Origin of the sequence: Aquimarina sediminis, assembly GCF_002895435.1 — a bacterium.
GTDB classification, from domain to species: Bacteria; Bacteroidota; Bacteroidia; order Flavobacteriales; family Flavobacteriaceae; genus Aquimarina; species Aquimarina sediminis.
Map to the genome: position 1 here is coordinate 90,415 of NZ_POYJ01000003.1, position 18,690 is coordinate 109,104.

The following is an 18,690-nucleotide window of genomic DNA, read 5'->3' on the forward strand; positions in this document are numbered from 1 at the left end:
GCATCATCCAATTATTTTGAATGATTACAGTGGTGCTATAAGTATGTTTTATGAGATTAAAATTGATTTGCTATAGTTGCCACTATTGGTTTGAATCTGATATACATAGGGGCCTGTACTTAGTCTTGTATTGGCAGATTGTTTTACATCAATAACATGTTGTCCTTCCATAAGAATCTCATTTCTCAATGTGGCTACTTTTTGCCCTATTACATTATACAATGCAATATCTACATGAGTTGTCTCAGGATTTGCTATGTTAATATATGTTTGATTATCACTATAGGTTACAATATGAGCTATGCCTTCACCATCAGTTGGTATATTAGGATTAATACCAGAGCAGTTAAAACCTAAATCTAACGACTCAAAAGAACTTCCTAGTAGCACTCGTCCTACCGTGTTTTCATCAATACATAACCAATCTTTCATAACTGTAGCATAGACTTGTCTAAAATCAGTAGTGTTGAACACATTACCACCTCTGGTTAGATTGGATAAATCTGGGTGTTCTCCTGCAAAGCCACTTCCGTTTAGTGCAGAACCAAAAAACATAGTTGGAGCAGCAGTACCATGATCTGTTCCCAGAGATCCATTTTCTTTAAATCTTCGTCCAAATTCTGACATGGTCATAGTTAATACTTTGTCATCCCATCCTGCCGCAGTAAGGTCTTTGTAAAAAGTACTAATGGCTTCAGAAAATGAATTAAGTAACTCCTGATGTCTTTGTGTTTGGTTATTATGAGTGTCAAAACCACCTAGTGTTACCAGATACACTTTGGTTCCTAATCCTCCTTTTATTAATCTTGAAATAATACTTAGTTGCCTTCCTAAGCTATCATCGAGATAACCACTAAAATCTGTAGGTCCCGATCTTTCATAAGCAGCACTAATAACATCTGCATATGTAAATGTTGTATTGGTAACCTCTCTTAGGTGTCTTACTTTATCATCATAAGTACAGTCTCCTAAGCCATCGATATTGTAAGAAGTTCCATTTTCGGCGATTTGTAATAGCCTAGTAGGGTCAGAAACAGCAAAAGAAAAGTCATTTTCGGGACCTTTGAAAATTAAATTACCGATACTTCCGATTTGGATCGAAGGAGGGCTTGCCGGAGGGTTAAAAATATAATCTGGATAAATCTCCTGAAAATACCTACCCATAAATCCAGTTCTGTCTTCTTCGAGCAAATTGGTGTTGGCGTAGATGTCTGATCCTTTGAAATGAGATAAAGAAGAGTCTTCATATCCCACACCGTGTACAACTTTCATTTGACCATCACCCCAAACACTTTCGAGTTTGTTCATGGGTTTTGGCATCGCATAATCATCATTGAGTGTTATAAACTCACTTGGAGGAATTTTTATGAGAGGTCTGGCATTGGCATAAATATCATAGTCATAAACTGGGATAATGGTATTAAAACCATCGTTACCACCACTTAATCGACATAGAATTAAAATGTTTTCGTTTGTAGATTGACTAAGCGCTATAGATAATGGCGATGGTCGTGAAACCGATAAAGGTGTATTGGCTAGCATCATAGACCCTCCACCTACTAGACCTAAGGCCTGAAGAAAGGATCTTCTATTCCATTTTATATGATCCTCTGTATTACAAGAACCTTCTTTTTTTATGTTTTTGGTGTGATTATTTTCGCACATAGAGTTTTTATTTAAGTTGGAATTCTGGGATTTCTGCTATATAATTTAGCAGTGCAGCAAATTGTTGTGGTAACTCGGGATAACCGAGAGTCCAGGTTCCGTCTTCGAAATAATTGTCGGGAATACCGTCAATTTTGAAAACCCCCAGCGCCTCTGCAAAAGTAACCGTGTCGTTAATTCCTCTAGGGAAAAAATAATTAAGAATGGTTTGTACCACAAAATTTACATCATCTACGGTAACATCCAGATTTCCATCTCCAGGCTCACCAATGGGCATTCCTATAATAAAATCACCAAATTGACTTTGGTTATGACTCCAAGTTTGCCCTAAAATGTATCGAATACTTTCCCATCTACCAAGTAATAGGTCAGGGCTAATCCAATCCTCGTCACCTTGCCAGCCTTCAACATCTACGGGGTTTAATACGTCCTGCCCCAGTGTTCTGGTTGCGTTTACAAAGAAATTGATATGATCGATACCTCCCGGTAAGGCGAATCCCAGTTCATTAAAAAAACTTAAGGTTAAATCACATGGGCTTTTGATAATAGTCCCAATGGCTTCTATGTTGAAAAAATGTTCGCTTTTAAAAAGTTGTCTGAGCACGGCTTCGATACTATAACCACTTGTTATAAAAGTTTGAGCCATCTGTGCTACGATAGCATCACTACAAGTTGGGCTTACAAAATAGGTGTATAGTTTTCCGCATATAAACGTAGCAACCTCATTGCTTCTTTGTTGAAACAAAATGTTAATCACATCGTCATACCCCCAGTTACCCGTCTGCCCAAAAATATTCTTTGTTTCATTACTAAATTCTCCAGGATCAAAAAGGATATCTCCCCATGAAATACTATTGGTATTCACATAACCTGTTAGAGCTTTGGCAGTTTCCTGTATATCATCTTCTGTATATCCATTATCTACACCAAGTGTAAATAATTCATAAAGTTCTCTAGCATAATTTTCGTTAGGTCTATCACTTACATTTTCATCACCATTAAGATATACCAACATGGCGTTGGATATCCCAATATCATACACAAAATCTCTAAAATTACCCAACGCATGCATTTGTAGAAGGTTGTAGTATTGAGATTGATATGCAGGGCTACGATAAGTATCATCTTCGGTAACAAAATGATTACTCCAGAATAGTGTGAGACGTTCTCGTACTTTGTTTTTAAGCAAATCAGTGACCATTTGATTTTTTCCTTCTTGTCTATATTCAGAGACTTCTAAAGGTGCATTATCAAATTGATCTCCGTTCCAAAAACCCCATATCGGTGGAGGTGTAACGTTTAAAGCAATAGCATCGTTAATGAGCTGGTCAACCAACGCAGAAGGATCATTCTGAGCTAAAGCAGCTAGTACTTCGGCTTTTGAAGCTCCAAAAGCAACCCTGCGGTATAAGTGGTTTATTTTACTTACATTCCAGGGATTATCTGGAGTAGGCACGTATTCTGCTAAAGCAGCAAGATTACATGTAGTATCTGACAACATAGGCAATAAGGTTTATTAAGTAGAGTAGAAGGGACAAATTTCTATACACTATAATAGATTATAACGAAAGTATTTGTTAATTAGTATCTAAAAAATAAAAAAATCATAAAAAAAATGTTAAAACCTGACTTTGTGACCAAAGGGGATAAAATTGCAATAGTTTCTACTGCCAGAAAAATAAATGAAAAAGAAGTAAGAGAAGCTGTTTATTTACTAAAAAAATGGGGGCTTGAACCTGTAATTGGATCAACAATCGGAAAAGAAAACAACCAATTTGCAGGATCTGATCAGGAAAGAACATTAGATTTTCAGGAGATGCTGGATGATAAAGAAATAAAAGCAATATGGTGTGCTCGTGGAGGCTATGGTACTGTTAGGATTATTGATCAGATTGATTTCTCCGGTTTTATAAAAAAACCAAAATGGATAATAGGATATTCTGATATTACGGTACTGCATTCGCATATTCATAATATGGGAATCTGCTCAATACATGCGCCTATGCCAATAGATATTTATAAAGGGACTAAAGAATCCATAGATTCTCTTAAAGAAATCATTTTTGGAAAAGAACAGATGTATATAGTTCCTTCTTCAAAAAAGAATATTATGGGAAATTGCGAAGGACAGTTAATAGGAGGTAATTTATCTATTTTATACTCACTTTGCGGTTCAGCTTCTTCATTAGATACTACAGGTAAAATTTTGTGCATTGAAGATTTAGATGAATATCTTTATCATATCGATAGGATGTTACAAAACCTTAAACGCAATGGGTATTTTGATAAATTATCAGGTTTGATTGTTGGTGGAATGACTAAAATGCATGACAATAATATTCCTTTTGGTAAGAAAGTAAAGAGAATCATTTTGGATAGCGTGGCAGAGTATGATTTTCCTGTGGTGTTTAAATTTCCTTTGGGGCATATTGAAGATAATAGAGCGGTGATTCTTGGTGCAAAGGTAGCCATGAATGTTGCTCAAGATCAAGTTACATTAGAATATATATAACTATGGCAGAACATAATACTCTTGGTAAAAAAGGAGAGAAACTAGCAGTTGATTTTCTTGTCGAAAAAGGATATCATATTTTGGAAAGAAATTATAGATACCTAAAGTCTGAAGTTGATATCATTGCCCAAAAAGAAAACACTATTGTCGCAGTAGAAGTGAAGACTAGAAGTACCCCAGAGTTTGGAAACCCTCAGGATTTTGTAAAACCAAAACAGATACAGTCATTGGTAAAAGCAGTTCATCATTATGTTACTGAACATGACCTGGATGCAGAAGTGCGTTTTGATATTATAGCAATCGTTAAAAACAAAATTGGAACCAAGATAGAACACTTAGAGAATGCATTCTACCACTTTTGATGTGCGTATTTAGTCTGTTGCAAGTAAAGTACGACCTATGTGGGATAAAGAAGTTAAAAAAATAACGGAGCTTTTTAGGGCTCCGTTACTCAAAAAAAACTCTCTAAGCTCTATTCAAAGGAGTCGATATAAAGCTGCCTCAAGAACCAAGAATAGATGTGAGGGAGCACTACAAGAATTAATCTTGTCTCTTGATTCATTAAGTAAAGCAGTACTTTGTCATATGTCTCGTCAGCTTTACTTTGAGGCAGTTTATCTATTTAACTACAAACTTCTTTATTAGACTTGCTGATTTAAGGATGTATATGCCTTTTGACAAATCAGAAGTATTAATTTGAAATTCAGTTTTTGTTGGGATTTCTGTACTAATAACCTTTACCCCTTGTATGGTATATATATCTATCATTGCTTTTTTATCTATAGTATTACTTAGTTTAACATGCAAGATGTCAGATTTATGGTCTATGTATGTTGAAAAATACGGAGGTAAGGTGTTTTTAGTTTTTGCAGTCGAAACAGAAGTAAATTTCAATCTTTGGTTGTTACCTCCATGATATTCATAAATACCAACATTTGATCCGTTGTTTGATCCAAAGGCATCTATACATCTTTGACTTCTAGAATCCATAACTTTATAGATGTTTGTGCCAAGCGCACTTAACTTCCATTGTTGGTTTGAACCCCCGTGATAAACATATGATCCTATATTATCACCATTATTTTGCCCAAAAGCATCTATAGATTTTCCACTATTGGCGTTTGTAATTTTGTAAACACTATTGCCCAAATTGGTAACCTGCCATTTTTGTAAACTTGAACCATTATAGTCGTTGATTTGTATATTAGATCCATTAGTGTTTCCTTGGGCGGTTAATGCTTTTCCGCTATTTTCAAAAGTGATCTTATAAGTACCATTTGCTAGAGTGGTACTATTAATAGTAACCGATTTTTTACTTGTTCTTCCTAGGATATCTTCTAGTATAACTTCTACGGTGCTTCCCGAAGCGGCAGAAATAGAGGTAGATCTAGCTTCGGGAGCAATCTTTGATTTTACCGTAGTACCATTTACTTTGATAGTGTATTGAAATTGCGGTGTTGAAGATAGGGGTACACTCCAAGAAATAGTAGAAGAAGAAACAGATTGTATAGAAAATGAAATTGTGGGATTTGATGGTGTGGCACTTGTACTAGTGGTAAAAGTAAGAGGAGGATTGCCAGAAAAACTTGGAGATGTATTTCCTCCACTCTGCATAAAATATACCCCATTACTTACTCCAGCATCTACTGCATTGGTGTAATTTGATGACCTAGGTTCATCATTTCTATTATAAGTACCTTGGCTCATTGGTAACCAGGTTCCATTTGTTTTTCTTTTAAAACCATCTTTCATTTCGAATCGCCTTTTATTAGACCCGGTACTTAACCAATCTTCTAAAAAAGCATTTGTACTTCCGTTAAAGGTAACTCCGGCTACCGGGTAATTCATTGTTACCATATGATACCATTTGTTTTGAGAACCTCTGCGAATCCAAAAACCAAAAAAAGTGTGAGATCCTACATCCCAACGGCGTGTTACCACGGTATTCCACTCATTTAGACTCCAGCCAATAGTGTTATTCATGGATTTTAATCCCGTTCCTTCTCCACCAAAATTTTCGACAACCGTACCAGAACCAACATAGTCAGCAGTAATGGTCTGCCCGTTACTAGGATCCCAAATCGAATAAATAAAGGTATGCCCTTTATCAGGAGAATCCTGAAATCCGCAATAGGCACCTCCTTCGCTACCAGCATTCCATCCCATTGTAGAATAATAGGTGGCATCAGTTGTAATGGTAGATCGTACAGTTTTCATAAGGATATCACCAGAAGCATTGTCATTAGCTCTTAGATGAGATGATGGTGCAGAATTTTGTGCAAATAATGACCCTGATAGGATCATAAAAATAAAAATAAGTAGTGTGTTTCTCATAATTAGTAGTTGTTGTTTGTATAGTGTAAAGATGTATTAATTGTCTTTAAGAATAGGGGGGCGTTTTCGTCAAAAAACACCTATTTTTTCAGCTGTATCAGTCAAAATCTACTGTGTGATTATGTAGCATTTTACCTGTAAATATCAGAATGTGTGAGATTTCTGTCGTGTCAGATAAAGGAGTTAAAAATAAAGAGGAAGGGATAATTCTTTATATATTTAGAATCAAATATGATACAGCCTGAAGGGGCTATAATTATATGTCTAAGTGGAGTGAAATTCTTTTTTGTTATTTAGTCATAATACTATTGTAGATATGTTTACTCCTAATACCATGTTTGTCTAAAAACTAATTTACTTTTTGATGCAGTCTTTTGAGCTAATTGATCTTATTCTTTTTTTAGGTATTAGTCAGGGAATCTTTCTTGCTATTACTTTGCAAAGTATTAAAAACAAGAATAGATCTGCAAACAAGATGTTATCAATCATTTTGATGCTGTCTGTGCTGATGCTGTTGGGTAGAATGGTGTATTACAGGTATTTGACCCCTGTATTGTTTCAATGGACCATATTTGTGGATGGTATTATTTTTATTTTTGGACCATTATGTTATATATATTTTAGAAGATTGTCATTTTCTAAAAATGATAATTTTAGATTGCCATGGTATCATTACATTCCAATACTAATTCATCTTTTGTTTTTCTTGTATGTGGTATCCTTCAACTCAGAGGAGTTTATGACCAGAATTTCTTCAGGATACTTTAGTATTCCTTTTTTATGCATAGAGGGTGCGGGAATCATCTCTAATTTTTATTATATGATATGCAACGCCATGCTTTTAAAAGCATATATAAAAGAAGAAAAAAATACGATCTCCTATCAACAAAATCTGGTTTCGTTTTTAAAACTGTTTCAAATCGCTATCGGAGTCTTTATGATTTTATGGGCAGTGAGTTTTATATCCAAAAACGCTTTTGATCATTCGATGAACTATCTAGGTTATGATGCAGTTTGGGGAACCATTTCTATTTTCATATTTGTGGTTGGGTATTACAGTCTTAAAGAACCAGAATTGTTTAGAGTGCCTTTTCAAAAAGAAAAACCAAATTCGCAAAAACGCATGTCGCAAGATACGATAAGTACTCTTGAAAAGAAGCTTCAATGTATTATGGAAGAAGAAAAAATATTTCTGAATCCCAATCTTACTCTTCGCAAGTTGTCTGAACGTTTGGATACCTCAACACATAATATCTCCTGGTATCTTAATAATGTTATACAAAGTAGTTTTTATGATTATATTAATCATTATAGAATCAAAGAGTTTTTAAGACGTATAGAAAATAATGAGCATCTGCAGCATACTATACTGGCAATTTCTATTGAAGTAGGGTTTAATTCGAAGTCTACATTTAATAAAGCATTCAAATTAGAAATGAATGATACTCCCAGAAATTATATCAAACAACTAGAAGTAGCTTAAACCTGAAATAGATATAGGAAAATCTATTACAGCTTGAAACGGCTTCAAAACATATCACTTTGTCATAAATTATCAAATACTAGGTGTAAAATCAAAAAGGACAAAGTCCTGTATATTGTCATGATTCCACTTTATCATTTAAAATTTTTTACTCTACAGTTTTGTATTTCTTTTATTTCTCAAATTAATCCTAATACCTTTATACTGAATTTGATAAACATTATATAGCATTACATTTTTGAGTTTCATGATCAAGTTCTAATGCCTAATCCAGGTTAAAAATAGGTATGAGTATATCCAAACGGTCGATTTTTGACAATTGTCCCACTACTTTGGGGCAAAACTTAAAAATCACAAAAATGAAAACATCTATTAAGAACATTACTAAAAAACTGATTAAAATTTTTGCTGTATCAGGATTACTAATAGCACTATCTTCATGTGACGGGGATGTCTTTGATCCAGAACTAGAGGTAGAAACCCTAATCACAGAATTTGAAGGAAATGATGCAGTGACAGTAGATAGAAGAGGAAATATTTATGTGTCAGAATTTGGACAATTTGTAAATACCGGAGGAAACGGAACCAGAATCTTCAAAGTAACACCTGATGGAGATGTCTCTGAATTTATAACTGATCTATCAGGACCGTTAGGAAATGCGATTGACCCCCAGGGGAATTTTTATGTAGCACATGCCAATAATACTGTTACCGGAGAAGTGCTAAAAATTGCACCTGATGGAACCCGAACTGTATTGGCAACAATTGATGGGTGGCCGGCAGGTCTCGCTCTGGATCATGAGAATAATGTTTATGTGTCTAATTTTTTAACACCTACTGTACATAAGATCTCGGCAGATGGAGATATAACGGTTTATGCAACAGATTCTAGATTGGCAGGAGGAGTAGGGATTGATTTTGACCGTAGAGGAAATCTGATTGTAGGAAACTATTCTACTGCAGATATCTTATCAATCAATCCAGATGGTGATGTATCTTTGTTAGCCAATATCCCGAATATTGTAATCAATGGTTTTGGTATTGGATACATTACTGTAATAGGTAATACTGTTTTTGCAACAGGAATCGGAGTGAATAAAATATTCAAAGTTTCTTCAAATGGCGAAGTGAAAGAATTTGCGGGTACCGGAGAGTCTGCCGTAATTGATGGACCACTTGACGAAGCATCATTTAGCCATCCTAACGGGATTACATCAGATCCATATAATAAAGCGCTATATATATCAGAGTTTGGAGGTGTTGGTGCAGTACGAAAAATTAAGTTTTATTAAGACCAATGTGAAAAAGGTGAGTATACTACATATAACATAGTCATAGTAACTTTATTTTAAAGTCTTATAGAGACCTGCAAAGTATGTTCAAAACTAAATCGTCAATCTAAGCTGTTCGGCATAATCGGGGCAACAGCTTAGATTGACAAAAAGGTTACTTTTCAGGTCTTTTTTGTTTATACTTGAAAAACAAGAACGACTAATGGTCTACACCAGAGTTTTTTGCTCTGGATATTTTGTAGAGTAGCCGTTTTGTGGGTTGGTTTCTATAAATAGATAGTGCAGCCTGATCTATTTTTCTTAATAAGTCATACAAATTGTTGAGATGTAAAATTCTGAATTCGGTATCGATACGGCGATTTCCTTTTTGATACTCCTGTGCTATATTAGCTTCACGAAGTGTTTTAGCTAAAACTTCTGCTCGATCCAATAACTCCGATGGCGTGCCACTTGCATCAAGTTGTTGTCGATGTAGCGCGATGATTTCAGGTAGGTTTTCCATAAATTGAATGAGCTGTAATTGGGTGCCGAATATTTGTTTTACTTGATTAATCCCAAACTGCTTTTGTATGGCAGGAGAATCAGCAAATGATTTTTTTACCCAGTACTTAATATCTTCGAGATAAATTCTACAATTTTTGATTTCCTGGTTTACGATATCCGTTTTAATACTAATTTGGGTGATATTTGTTTTGTCTCCTCCTTCTACAAAAGCCTGGGTTACTTGCTCTTTTATAATATCAGGAAGTATGTCAGGAAACTCCTCTGAATCAAAGGTTGTAAATTGACCAATATCTTCTTTCAGATACCCTGTAATTACATCTGCTGTCTCTAGTAAAACAGCATCGCTCATTGCATACTTTCTGTGTGCCATAAGTAATGGTTTTATATGGTAAATTATCTATATGAAAAACCACAGAACCAAATAGGTAGGATAGTTGGTGTTCTAAATGGTATTATAACACCATTTATACTTTGGATTTACCGCAATAAAATTCTCTTTTACGCTAAATTCAAAATATAACTGGTATAACACTTCTGATATAATTTTGTCAATATCAGAAGTGATGTTAATACTATGTAACTATTAGTATTATAAAAATATTGTAGTGTCAGAGCAAAAATATTTGTTGATAATAAATCTTCTTTGTGGATTATTTGTACTAATTATTAGTTGATAGAAGTTTTTATGGATTACTAGAATTTGTTGATAAGAATTTGAGCTTTGTGTGGATGATCTGAGCTGATTGTGAATAATCTGAATATATTGTAGATGATTAGAATACAGTGGTATTGATCAGAATATATTGTTGTTGCTTAGAGTTTTAAATAAATAATTTTGAAAGCTCATACGAATACTCAAATAAATCGCTAGAAGAAGCACTTTTATTAACTAATAACGATATTGATGTATTATATTCTGGAAACAATATTAATACCGAAGTAGAACCATTTGCCGTACCACCATGATGAATGATTTGAACTTTGGCTCTGTTTTTTTCAAAAACCTCAGAAACATGGTTTCTCCAGCCAATAGCATAATACTGCTCGTTTATTTCACCATTTTGCAAGGTAACGGGTTGCGTTAGAGATTGCATGGTTTCTTTGTTAAGCAAAGTATGGTTTAAGAATGTATTGCCGAGAGTGGCAAGAGCCGTTGGAGTTGCGATAAGACCTCCTCCAGCCCACTTGTAACTGTTATCAACTTTATATACTTCTTTGTATGTATTATCCTCGATTTCATAAAATTTTGACAAATGTTTTATGTTTTCAGCCTGTTTTTCGATAGCAATATCGATGCTTAAAGGTTTAAATAGTGCAGTTTTCATAAATTCATTATAGCTCATTTGTGTAGCGCCTTCGATCATAGCACTAAGCATGGTATAGTTATAAGAGCTATAGCTAAAATCAGTGCCTGGAGAGAATAGCAGCTCATCATTATTGAAGATTTCAACACTTTCTTTGATGGAGGCATATTCGTCATTGTTATAATATTCCCATATGGGGAAACAAAAGCAAACTCTATAATTTCGTATTCCCGAAGTATGAGAAGCTAGTTGCTTCAAGGTTATTTCAGAAAGAGTTGCATTGGCATAGGGTACAAATTCCTTGACTTTAGAATCTAGTCGTAGTTTCTTATTTTCAAGTAAAAGCCCCAACCCTACAGAGGTTACTGCTTTTGAGGTGCTTCCGATTCTGAATTTTGTTTTCAGACTTACTTTTTTATTCTTTTTTAAATCTTCATACCCAATGGCATTTGCCCACACTATTTTGCCATTTTGACCAATTGCTACAGAGATTGCCGGTGTTTTGGCACGAGCAAATATATCTGTCAAAAGACTATCCGCTTTTTTGGAGATCGAATCTTGATGTGTGACTACAGTTTGTAGATTTTTGATTTGAGGGAAAGTAGACCTCCCGATATTATATGTAAAAATAGGTTCCAGTAAATAATAAAGTAATGGAAGGAGTATGAGTAAAATAGAAAGTATACATAATTTTTTCATGCTGTACAGTATTTTAAAATTTGATATAAGAATCTCTGTCATTGAATAGACTACTCAATGATATTGTATGTTTAGAAGTGTTAGTAAAGGTTAATTAGAGGTCATTTCTTGTTGTTTCTCTTTTAAGATTTCAGAAACTTTGTAGAGTAAAATAATTTCTAAGATAATTGTGGGGGTAAGCAATACCATCCCCACCAAAGATAGAACTACAGTAACCATAAAACCATAGGTGACAATCTCAAAAATACCGGTTATTTTGGCTAATGTTCCAAGTCCATTTTGGAGACGTAATACTGATATCCCAAATAGTATCCCGATTACACCATAGGTAATGGCTTCGGCACCAAGGATAAATTGGTAGTTAAAATCTATGATGTATAATGATAAAACATCAAAGGAATAAAATAGAACACTAATAAAAATAAAAATGAAGGCGGTTATTCGTAAGAGGTAGTTTTTAAAGATTTTTCCTGTAAGGATGAATCCTCGGGTATATAAGATAATGGAAGCTAGCATGACGAGCTTTAGCAATATGTAAACACTATCATTTGTGATCATAGTATCTTTTGTAAACCGAGAAAAATCTACTGCAAATTCTGCAAACCCAACAATAAAATAGACAATACCACTGATCCAGGCAATAGAGAGTTGTTTTGTTAGAAACCCAATCTCTTTACTGTCATCAATTTCGAGAAGAAATAGTTTTTTAAATTCTTTAGTAACTCTGGAGTCTTCTGTTTGAATTTGTTCCAGATCATAGTCCAAAGCAGACAGGATTGTTTTTATAGTATAACTTCTCGGAGTTACCTCTCCAGCTTCGATACGTTGAATGGTGCGCACACTAATATTACATTGTTCTACCAGTTCTTCTTGAGTGAGTCCTTTGGATTTTCTGAGTTCAGATATTTTCTGACCTAATTCTGGCTGTTTCATAATCTGATTGATTTTCATTTTGTTCAGCAATATTAGTTTTCAGAAATTAATTCTCAAATTTTTTGATTTGTATTTGACCCGACATTTACCCGACAGATGTATAAAAATAAGGATTTTTGGGGTTTGCGTACCCAAAAATCCTTAGCAAAATTGTTGTATAGAATTTAAAGTCTCAGAATGTGTAGTTTAGTACCTAAGTACTCCAAAAGGATTTAATCCCGAGTCATATTCTGATATTTTTTGTAAAGTACCATTTCTTTTTACTTTATAAAAAACAACCTGAGTAGCAGAACCTCCAGAATGCGATAAAAACAGAATGTTTCCCTTTCTGTTAGTTGCCAAATTATGAGGCACATTGTAATTGGTATTAATTTCTGAAACAATTGTATTGGTGTACCTGTCGATTACACCTACTTTGTTATCTGCGATTCCTGTAGTAAATACAAATCGACGACTGTGGGCTACACCATGTGTAGAGCTAAAAGGAATTTCTCCCAGCTTCTCTAAATTGAATCTACTAAAAACAGTTATTTTATTTTCTTCCTGAGCAGGTACGTATAATTTAGTTCCTACCGGTAATAAATGGGCATCTCCTCCTACAACTTCATGCTTTATATATTTTTGATTATGTGTAGCGTACATTACTACATAACTTTTTGGACCATCCAAGATAGTTACATAAGCTGCATAGCCACTGGGAGAAATGGTTACATCGTGTTGTACTGCATTTTCTGTTAGCTCAGGGATTTCATCCTTAGGGAGCGGAAGAGTTTTAATAACAGTGTTAGAATTTAAATCAATTACCGAAGTTGCCTTAGAGACAATATTGTTTACCCACAGTTGGTTTACCCGATTATTAATCCATAGATGAAAAGCACCTTCTTCGATTGCAATCTCTCCTTTTAATGCAAAGGAACGTGCATCATAGTAAACAATCTTTTTATTTGCAAAATCTCCAACATATATCGCATTGTTTCTCTTACTATGCGCTAGATAGGTGGGTTGCGCTCCTAGATCTGGTAGTGCAATATCTGTTATGTAATCAGTGGTTTTGGCATTAAAGACACTAATTGTAGATGCCCCTCGATTAGCAACCAGAAAATATTCCTGATTACCATAATGAGATTTCTGATCTGTGTTTTCGATACTCTGTTCGGTGGGAATGTCATTTTTAAAACGATTGGTTTCATTCTCGCAAGAGATAAAGAAAGCCATCATAATTCCTAATACTAAAAATAAGCTACCTTGTTTCATTTGTGTAAAAGTTTAGTTTGTGTAGCTTAAATATAGCGTAAATTATTGACAACTATTGTGGTAGACTCTTTATTATTGGAGTTATGGAGTATAAGTTTTAATATGCTTTTTCTGACTTGTTTATTTGTAGTTATACCATTAATTATTGGTTTCTGTTTGGGTGTTAAAAGGTTGTAGTGCTTGTAATGCTTTATCTACTGTTTTGATATTTTCAAAAGTTAGTAATAGTCGCAATCCGTTTCGGGTATTTTTTTCCTTCATTTTGCATAATGCAGTATTTTTCTGTACAAAATGAAGCACATAGGTAAATGCAGGACTCTGGTAAAAACCAGACTGTTGATCGCTAATAAAATATCCAATCAATTTACCTTGCTTCATAATAATTTTTTCGATTCCGATAGAAGTAGCGATCCATTTGATCCTAACAGAATTTAATAAATCGATAGCCTGATCTGGCAATTCTCCAAATCGATCAACCAGTCGTTTTTCATAGGCTTGTAATTCTGGTTCTGTTTTAATTGCATTAAGCTCGGTATACAAACTAAGTCTTTCAGTAATGTTATTGATATAGTCATCAGGGAACAGTAATTCAAAATCAGTATCTATTTGTGTGTCTTTTAGGTATACTTTTTCTGTAGCTTCTTCCTTATATAATTCTGCAAATTCATTTTCTTTAAGCTCGTCTATAGCTTCATTTAGAATTTTTTGATAAGTCTCAAAACCAATTTCATTAATAAAACCACTTTGTTCTCCTCCTAATAAATCACCCGCTCCTCGTATTTCGAGATCTTTCATGGCGATATTAAAACCACTTCCTAGCTCAGAGAACTGCTCTAGTGCGGTAATTCGTTTTCGGGCATCGTCGGTCATTGCAGAATAGGGAGGAGTTATAAAATAGCAAAATGCCTTTTTGTTGCTTCGACCTACACGTCCTCTCATTTGGTGTAGATCAGAAAGCCCAAAATTATTGGCATTATTAATAAAGATAGTATTTGCATTAGGGACATCCAGACCGCTTTCTACAATTGTGGTCGATATCAGAACATCAAATTCTCCGTTCATAAAAGAAAGCATAAGGCTTTCTAGTTTTTTCCCTTCCATCTGTCCGTGACCCACAGCTACTTTGGCATCAGGCACCAATCGTTGTACCATTCCTGCCACTTCTTTAATATTTTCGATTCGGTTATGAATAAAATATACCTGACCCCCACGTTGGATTTCATAGCTTACGGCATCTCTTATTGTTTCTTCGGTAAATCGTATGACATTAGTTTCAATAGGATACCTATTGGGTGGTGGAGTGGTAATTGTAGATAAATCCCGAGCTGCCATCAAACTAAATTGCAATGTTCTTGGTATAGGTGTAGCTGTTAGAGTGAGTGTATCTACATTTTCTTTTATGGTTTTGAGTTTATCTTTTACAGAGACTCCAAACTTTTGTTCTTCATCAATTACTAATAAACCAAGATCTTTAAATTTTACATTCTTATTCACTAATTGATGTGTGCCAATAATGATATCTACTTTGCCAGTAGCGAGATCTTCTAGCGTTTCTTTCTTTTGTTTTGCTGTACGGAAACGATTGATATATTCTACCGTAACCGGAAAATCTTTAAGACGTTCTCTAAAGGTTTTTGCATGCTGAAAGGCCAGAATAGTGGTTGGTACTAAGACTGCTACCTGTTTTCCGTTGTCAACAGCTTTAAAAGCAGCGCGGATGGCTACCTCAGTTTTACCAAAACCGACATCACCGCAAATCAGACGATCCATTGGGCGTTCGCTCTCCATGTCTGTTTTTACAGCTTCGGTGGCAGTACTCTGATCAGGCGTATCCTCATAGATAAAAGATGCTTCTAGCTCATGTTGCAAATAGCTGTCAGGATTATACTGAAATCCCTTTTGTAATTTTCGCTTGGCATATAACTGAATCAGATTAAAAGCAATGTGTTTTACTCTAGCCTTGGTCTTTTGTTTTAAAGTTTTCCAGGCTTTAGAACCTAGTTTATAAATATGCGGTGGCTTACCATCTTTACCATTGTATTTAGAAACCTTATGAAGCGAATGAATACTTAGATATAATACATCTCTTTCTCCGTAGATTAACTTAATGGCTTCTTGCTTTTTACCTTCGACGTCTATTTTTTGCAATCCACCAAATTTTCCAATCCCATGATCGATATGAGTTACATAATCACCAACTTCGAGATTGGTGAGTTCTTTTAGGGTTATTGCTTGTTTTTTTGCATATCCATTTTTAAGATTAAACTTATGATAACGCTCAAAAATCTGATGATCCGTATAACAAACGATCTGATGGTCGTGATCTATAAACCCTTGAAATGCCGAAAAAACAATTGTTTCATATTGTTTTACATCGAGGTCGGCATCATCAAAAATATCATGAAAACGTTTGGCTTGCTGTTCACTTACACAAAAGATATAATTCTTATAACCAGCCTCATGATTTTCATTCAGGTTTTGAATTAACAAATCAAATTGTTTATTGAATGATGGCTGAGGTTTGGTTTCAAACTTAATAGCATAGTCAGCTTTGGTCAATGGGCGGGCGCCGATTTCGACCAATGTAAAATCCAATAACTGCTTTTTTATAAGTGCCGAAGTGGCAAAAAGTTCTGTGGGAGTACTATGTTTAATATCCTTGGATAGTGTAGTGAAGGCTTCTTCTGCTTTTTGAAAATTTTTATCAATTCTAGCAGAAAGTAGGTCGATATCTTTTGCAAAAATGACTGTTTTTGAAGCGATGTATTTCAGGAAACTCTCACGGGTTTCTTGCAGGGCTTTATTCTCTACATTTGGGATGATTGAGATTTTTTTGATTTGATCGGTAGACAGTTGAGTTTCTACATCAAAAGTTCTGATACTATCTACTTCATCTCCAAAAAATTCAATTCTATAGGGTTCGTCATTACTAAAAGAGAATACATCGACAATCCCTCCACGAACCGAAAACTCACCTGGTTCGGTAACAAAATCAACTCGCTGAAATTGATATTCGAACAGTACTTCATTTACAAAGTCGAGCGAGAGCGTATCATTTACATTGATTTTTAAAGTGTTTTTTTCGAGTTCCTTTCGGGTCACCACTTTTTCAAATAATGCATCTGGATACGTGATAATTAGTGCTGGTTTTTTTCGCGAGTTAATACGATTAAGTACTTCTGCTCTAAGTAAGACATTAGCATTATCAGTTTCTTCGATTTGATAAGGACGGCGATAACTACCTGGATAGAACAATACATTTTTATCACCAAGTAATTGCTCTAGATCATTAAGATAATAGGCAGCCTCTTCTTTGTCATTAAAAATACATAGAAATGGCTTTTCACTTTGTCTAAAACTATTTTCTATCACAAAGGATAATGATGATCCAATAAGACCTTGAATATGTGTTTTTGTTTCGGTTTGGGCAATAGCTTTTCCTAGTTTCTGCAGTTGCAGAGACTGTAAAAAAGTTTGCGAGATTGAAGTTGCACTCACGTAGCAGATTTTGTAACAAATATAAGTGCTATATCAATTTCTGGCAAAAGGATCATAAAATTCTTAGCCGAATTGTTTAATTAATTTATCAAAATCAGCCGAAGAATTATATACATTAGAAGAAACACGCATAGCCGTCCCTCGAAAAGAGACAAAAACATTTTCTTGTTTTAAAGTAGACTTCAGCTTTTCTAAATTGATATGATCCGGCAGATAGATACCAAAAAGATGATGCGCCCTGTAAGGGTCATCTTCTATAAAACAACCTAATTCTTTTAATTGTTGTACAGCGGTTGTAGATATTGTTTTGCAATATTTCTGGATTGCCAAGGGAGACCATTCTATCAATTGTTCGATAGCACGAATTAACATGGGAGTTAATACAAAGTTGCTGGATTCGCCAACAGAATATCGGGCTGCTTTCTCCTGATAGCGATCTTCATATTGGGTTAGCCCTGCAAAATCTTCGCTATTATAACGATTCATCCAGTTATGCTCTATAGGGGTGCCGTTGTTAAAAGAATCACTGTAGTAGGCTACGCCAGTGGAATAAGGACCTAATAGCCATTTATAACCTGCACAGATTAGGGCGTCTGGGGCTATTTCTGAGATAGAAAAAGGAAGAGCCCCGATACTTTGGGTACCATCAATAATCAAAAAAGCATTTATTGCGTTGGTTTTTTCGCGTATAGCCTTTAGATCAAATAAAGTGCCATCAGCCCAATGTATATTCGGCATGGCGACTACTGCAGTTTTTTTGGTAATGGCATTCAGGATATTTTTATTCCAGAGTTTACCTCTGTCTTTAAAATTTTTGGGAGGTTTGACCACGGTAATCCTTGCCCCCTTCTTTTTTGCAACTTCCTGCCATACATATACATTACTTGGAAATTGCTCATCTACCAGTATGATTTCATCTCCTTGTTGTATTGGAGTGTTCTGAGCAGCATTGGCAATACCGTAGGAAGCAGAGGGGATGATCGCTATATTATTATGATCAGGTGCATCTATCAAAGTAGCAAATCGTTGTTTTAACACTTCTCTTTTAGAAAAAAAATCTTCAGCAACAATTTCGTTAGGTCTCGCTTTTTGGGTAACTGCAGCAAGACCAATTTGGGTTACTGATTTTAATTGAGGAGCCATATAAGCACCATTTAAATAGGTGATGTCATCAGAGAGATCAAAGAGGTGTTTTTGATGTTGCATGTATGT

General features: G+C 34.8%; 13 protein-coding genes. 4 read left to right on the forward strand and 9 right to left on the reverse strand.

Translation table 11 applies throughout. The features are described 5' to 3' along the window. Positions 1-48: 48 nt before the first annotated feature. Entirely contained in the window at positions 49-1,665 is a 1,617-nt protein-coding gene (locus C1X07_RS09040) for a DUF1501 domain-containing protein (RefSeq protein WP_103069687.1), read from the reverse strand. 7 nt (positions 1,666-1,672) lie between these two features. Further along, entirely contained in the window at positions 1,673-3,166 is a 1,494-nt protein-coding gene (locus tag C1X07_RS09045) for a DUF1800 domain-containing protein (RefSeq protein WP_103069688.1), read from the reverse strand. A gap of 114 nt (positions 3,167-3,280) precedes the next feature. On the opposite strand from C1X07_RS09045, the gene C1X07_RS09050 reads away from it, so the two are divergent. Then, complete coding sequence (locus C1X07_RS09050; RefSeq protein WP_103069689.1) at positions 3,281-4,177, forward strand: S66 peptidase family protein; 897 nt, start codon at positions 3,281-3,283, stop codon at positions 4,175-4,177. A 2-nt stretch (positions 4,178-4,179) separates the two neighbouring features. Continuing rightward, the gene (locus C1X07_RS09055; protein ID WP_103069690.1) at positions 4,180-4,539 is read left to right on the forward strand and encodes a YraN family protein; all 360 of its coding nucleotides are present in this window, start codon (positions 4,180-4,182) and stop codon (positions 4,537-4,539) included. Between the two features lie 256 nt (positions 4,540-4,795). Here C1X07_RS09055 and C1X07_RS09065 read toward each other — a convergent pair whose 3' ends face one another. Next, complete coding sequence (locus C1X07_RS09065) at positions 4,796-6,511, reverse strand: DUF3472 domain-containing protein (RefSeq protein WP_103069692.1); 1,716 nt, start codon at positions 6,509-6,511, stop codon at positions 4,796-4,798. A gap of 364 nt (positions 6,512-6,875) precedes the next feature. Between C1X07_RS09065 and C1X07_RS09070 the strand changes: the two genes are divergently transcribed. Together C1X07_RS09070 and C1X07_RS09075 are read left to right on the forward strand one after the other, a co-directional pair. Further along, the gene (locus C1X07_RS09070; RefSeq protein ID WP_103069693.1) at positions 6,876-7,994 is read left to right on the forward strand and encodes a helix-turn-helix domain-containing protein; all 1,119 of its coding nucleotides are present in this window, start codon (positions 6,876-6,878) and stop codon (positions 7,992-7,994) included. Positions 7,995-8,353: 359 nt separating this feature from the next. Next, entirely contained in the window at positions 8,354-9,286 is a 933-nt protein-coding gene (locus C1X07_RS09075) for an SMP-30/gluconolactonase/LRE family protein (protein ID WP_164914127.1), read from the forward strand. A 199-nt stretch (positions 9,287-9,485) separates the two neighbouring features. Here the strand turns inward: C1X07_RS09075 and C1X07_RS09080 are convergent, their stop codons facing one another. The 6 genes from C1X07_RS09080 to C1X07_RS09105 all read right to left on the reverse strand — a co-directional run bounded on the left by C1X07_RS09080 (position 9,486) and on the right by C1X07_RS09105 (position 18,684). After that, on the reverse strand, positions 9,486-10,160 hold the full coding sequence (locus tag C1X07_RS09080; RefSeq protein WP_103069695.1) for a hypothetical protein: 675 nt from the start codon (positions 10,158-10,160) through the stop codon (positions 9,486-9,488). Positions 10,161-10,611: 451 nt separating this feature from the next. Then, complete coding sequence (locus C1X07_RS09085) at positions 10,612-11,793, reverse strand: serine hydrolase domain-containing protein (protein ID WP_164914128.1); 1,182 nt, start codon at positions 11,791-11,793, stop codon at positions 10,612-10,614. Positions 11,794-11,883: 90 nt separating this feature from the next. Continuing rightward, positions 11,884-12,726 carry a helix-turn-helix domain-containing protein gene (locus C1X07_RS09090; protein ID WP_103069697.1) on the reverse strand — a complete coding sequence of 281 codons (843 nt, stop codon included), beginning with the start codon at positions 12,724-12,726 and terminating at the stop codon, positions 11,884-11,886. Positions 12,727-12,912: 186 nt separating this feature from the next. Further along, positions 12,913-13,980, reverse strand: coding sequence for a YncE family protein (locus C1X07_RS09095; protein WP_103069698.1), 1,068 nt, complete (start codon positions 13,978-13,980; stop codon positions 12,913-12,915). 138 nt (positions 13,981-14,118) lie between these two features. After that, positions 14,119-17,478, reverse strand: a complete 3,360-nt coding sequence (mfd, locus tag C1X07_RS09100; protein ID WP_103069699.1) for a transcription-repair coupling factor — start codon at positions 17,476-17,478, stop codon at positions 14,119-14,121. A 63-nt stretch (positions 17,479-17,541) separates the two neighbouring features. Then, a complete protein-coding gene (locus C1X07_RS09105) occupies positions 17,542-18,684 on the reverse strand; it encodes an aminotransferase class V-fold PLP-dependent enzyme (protein WP_103069700.1) in 1,143 nt (380 codons plus the stop codon). Between the last annotated feature and the right edge of the window lie 6 nt (positions 18,685-18,690).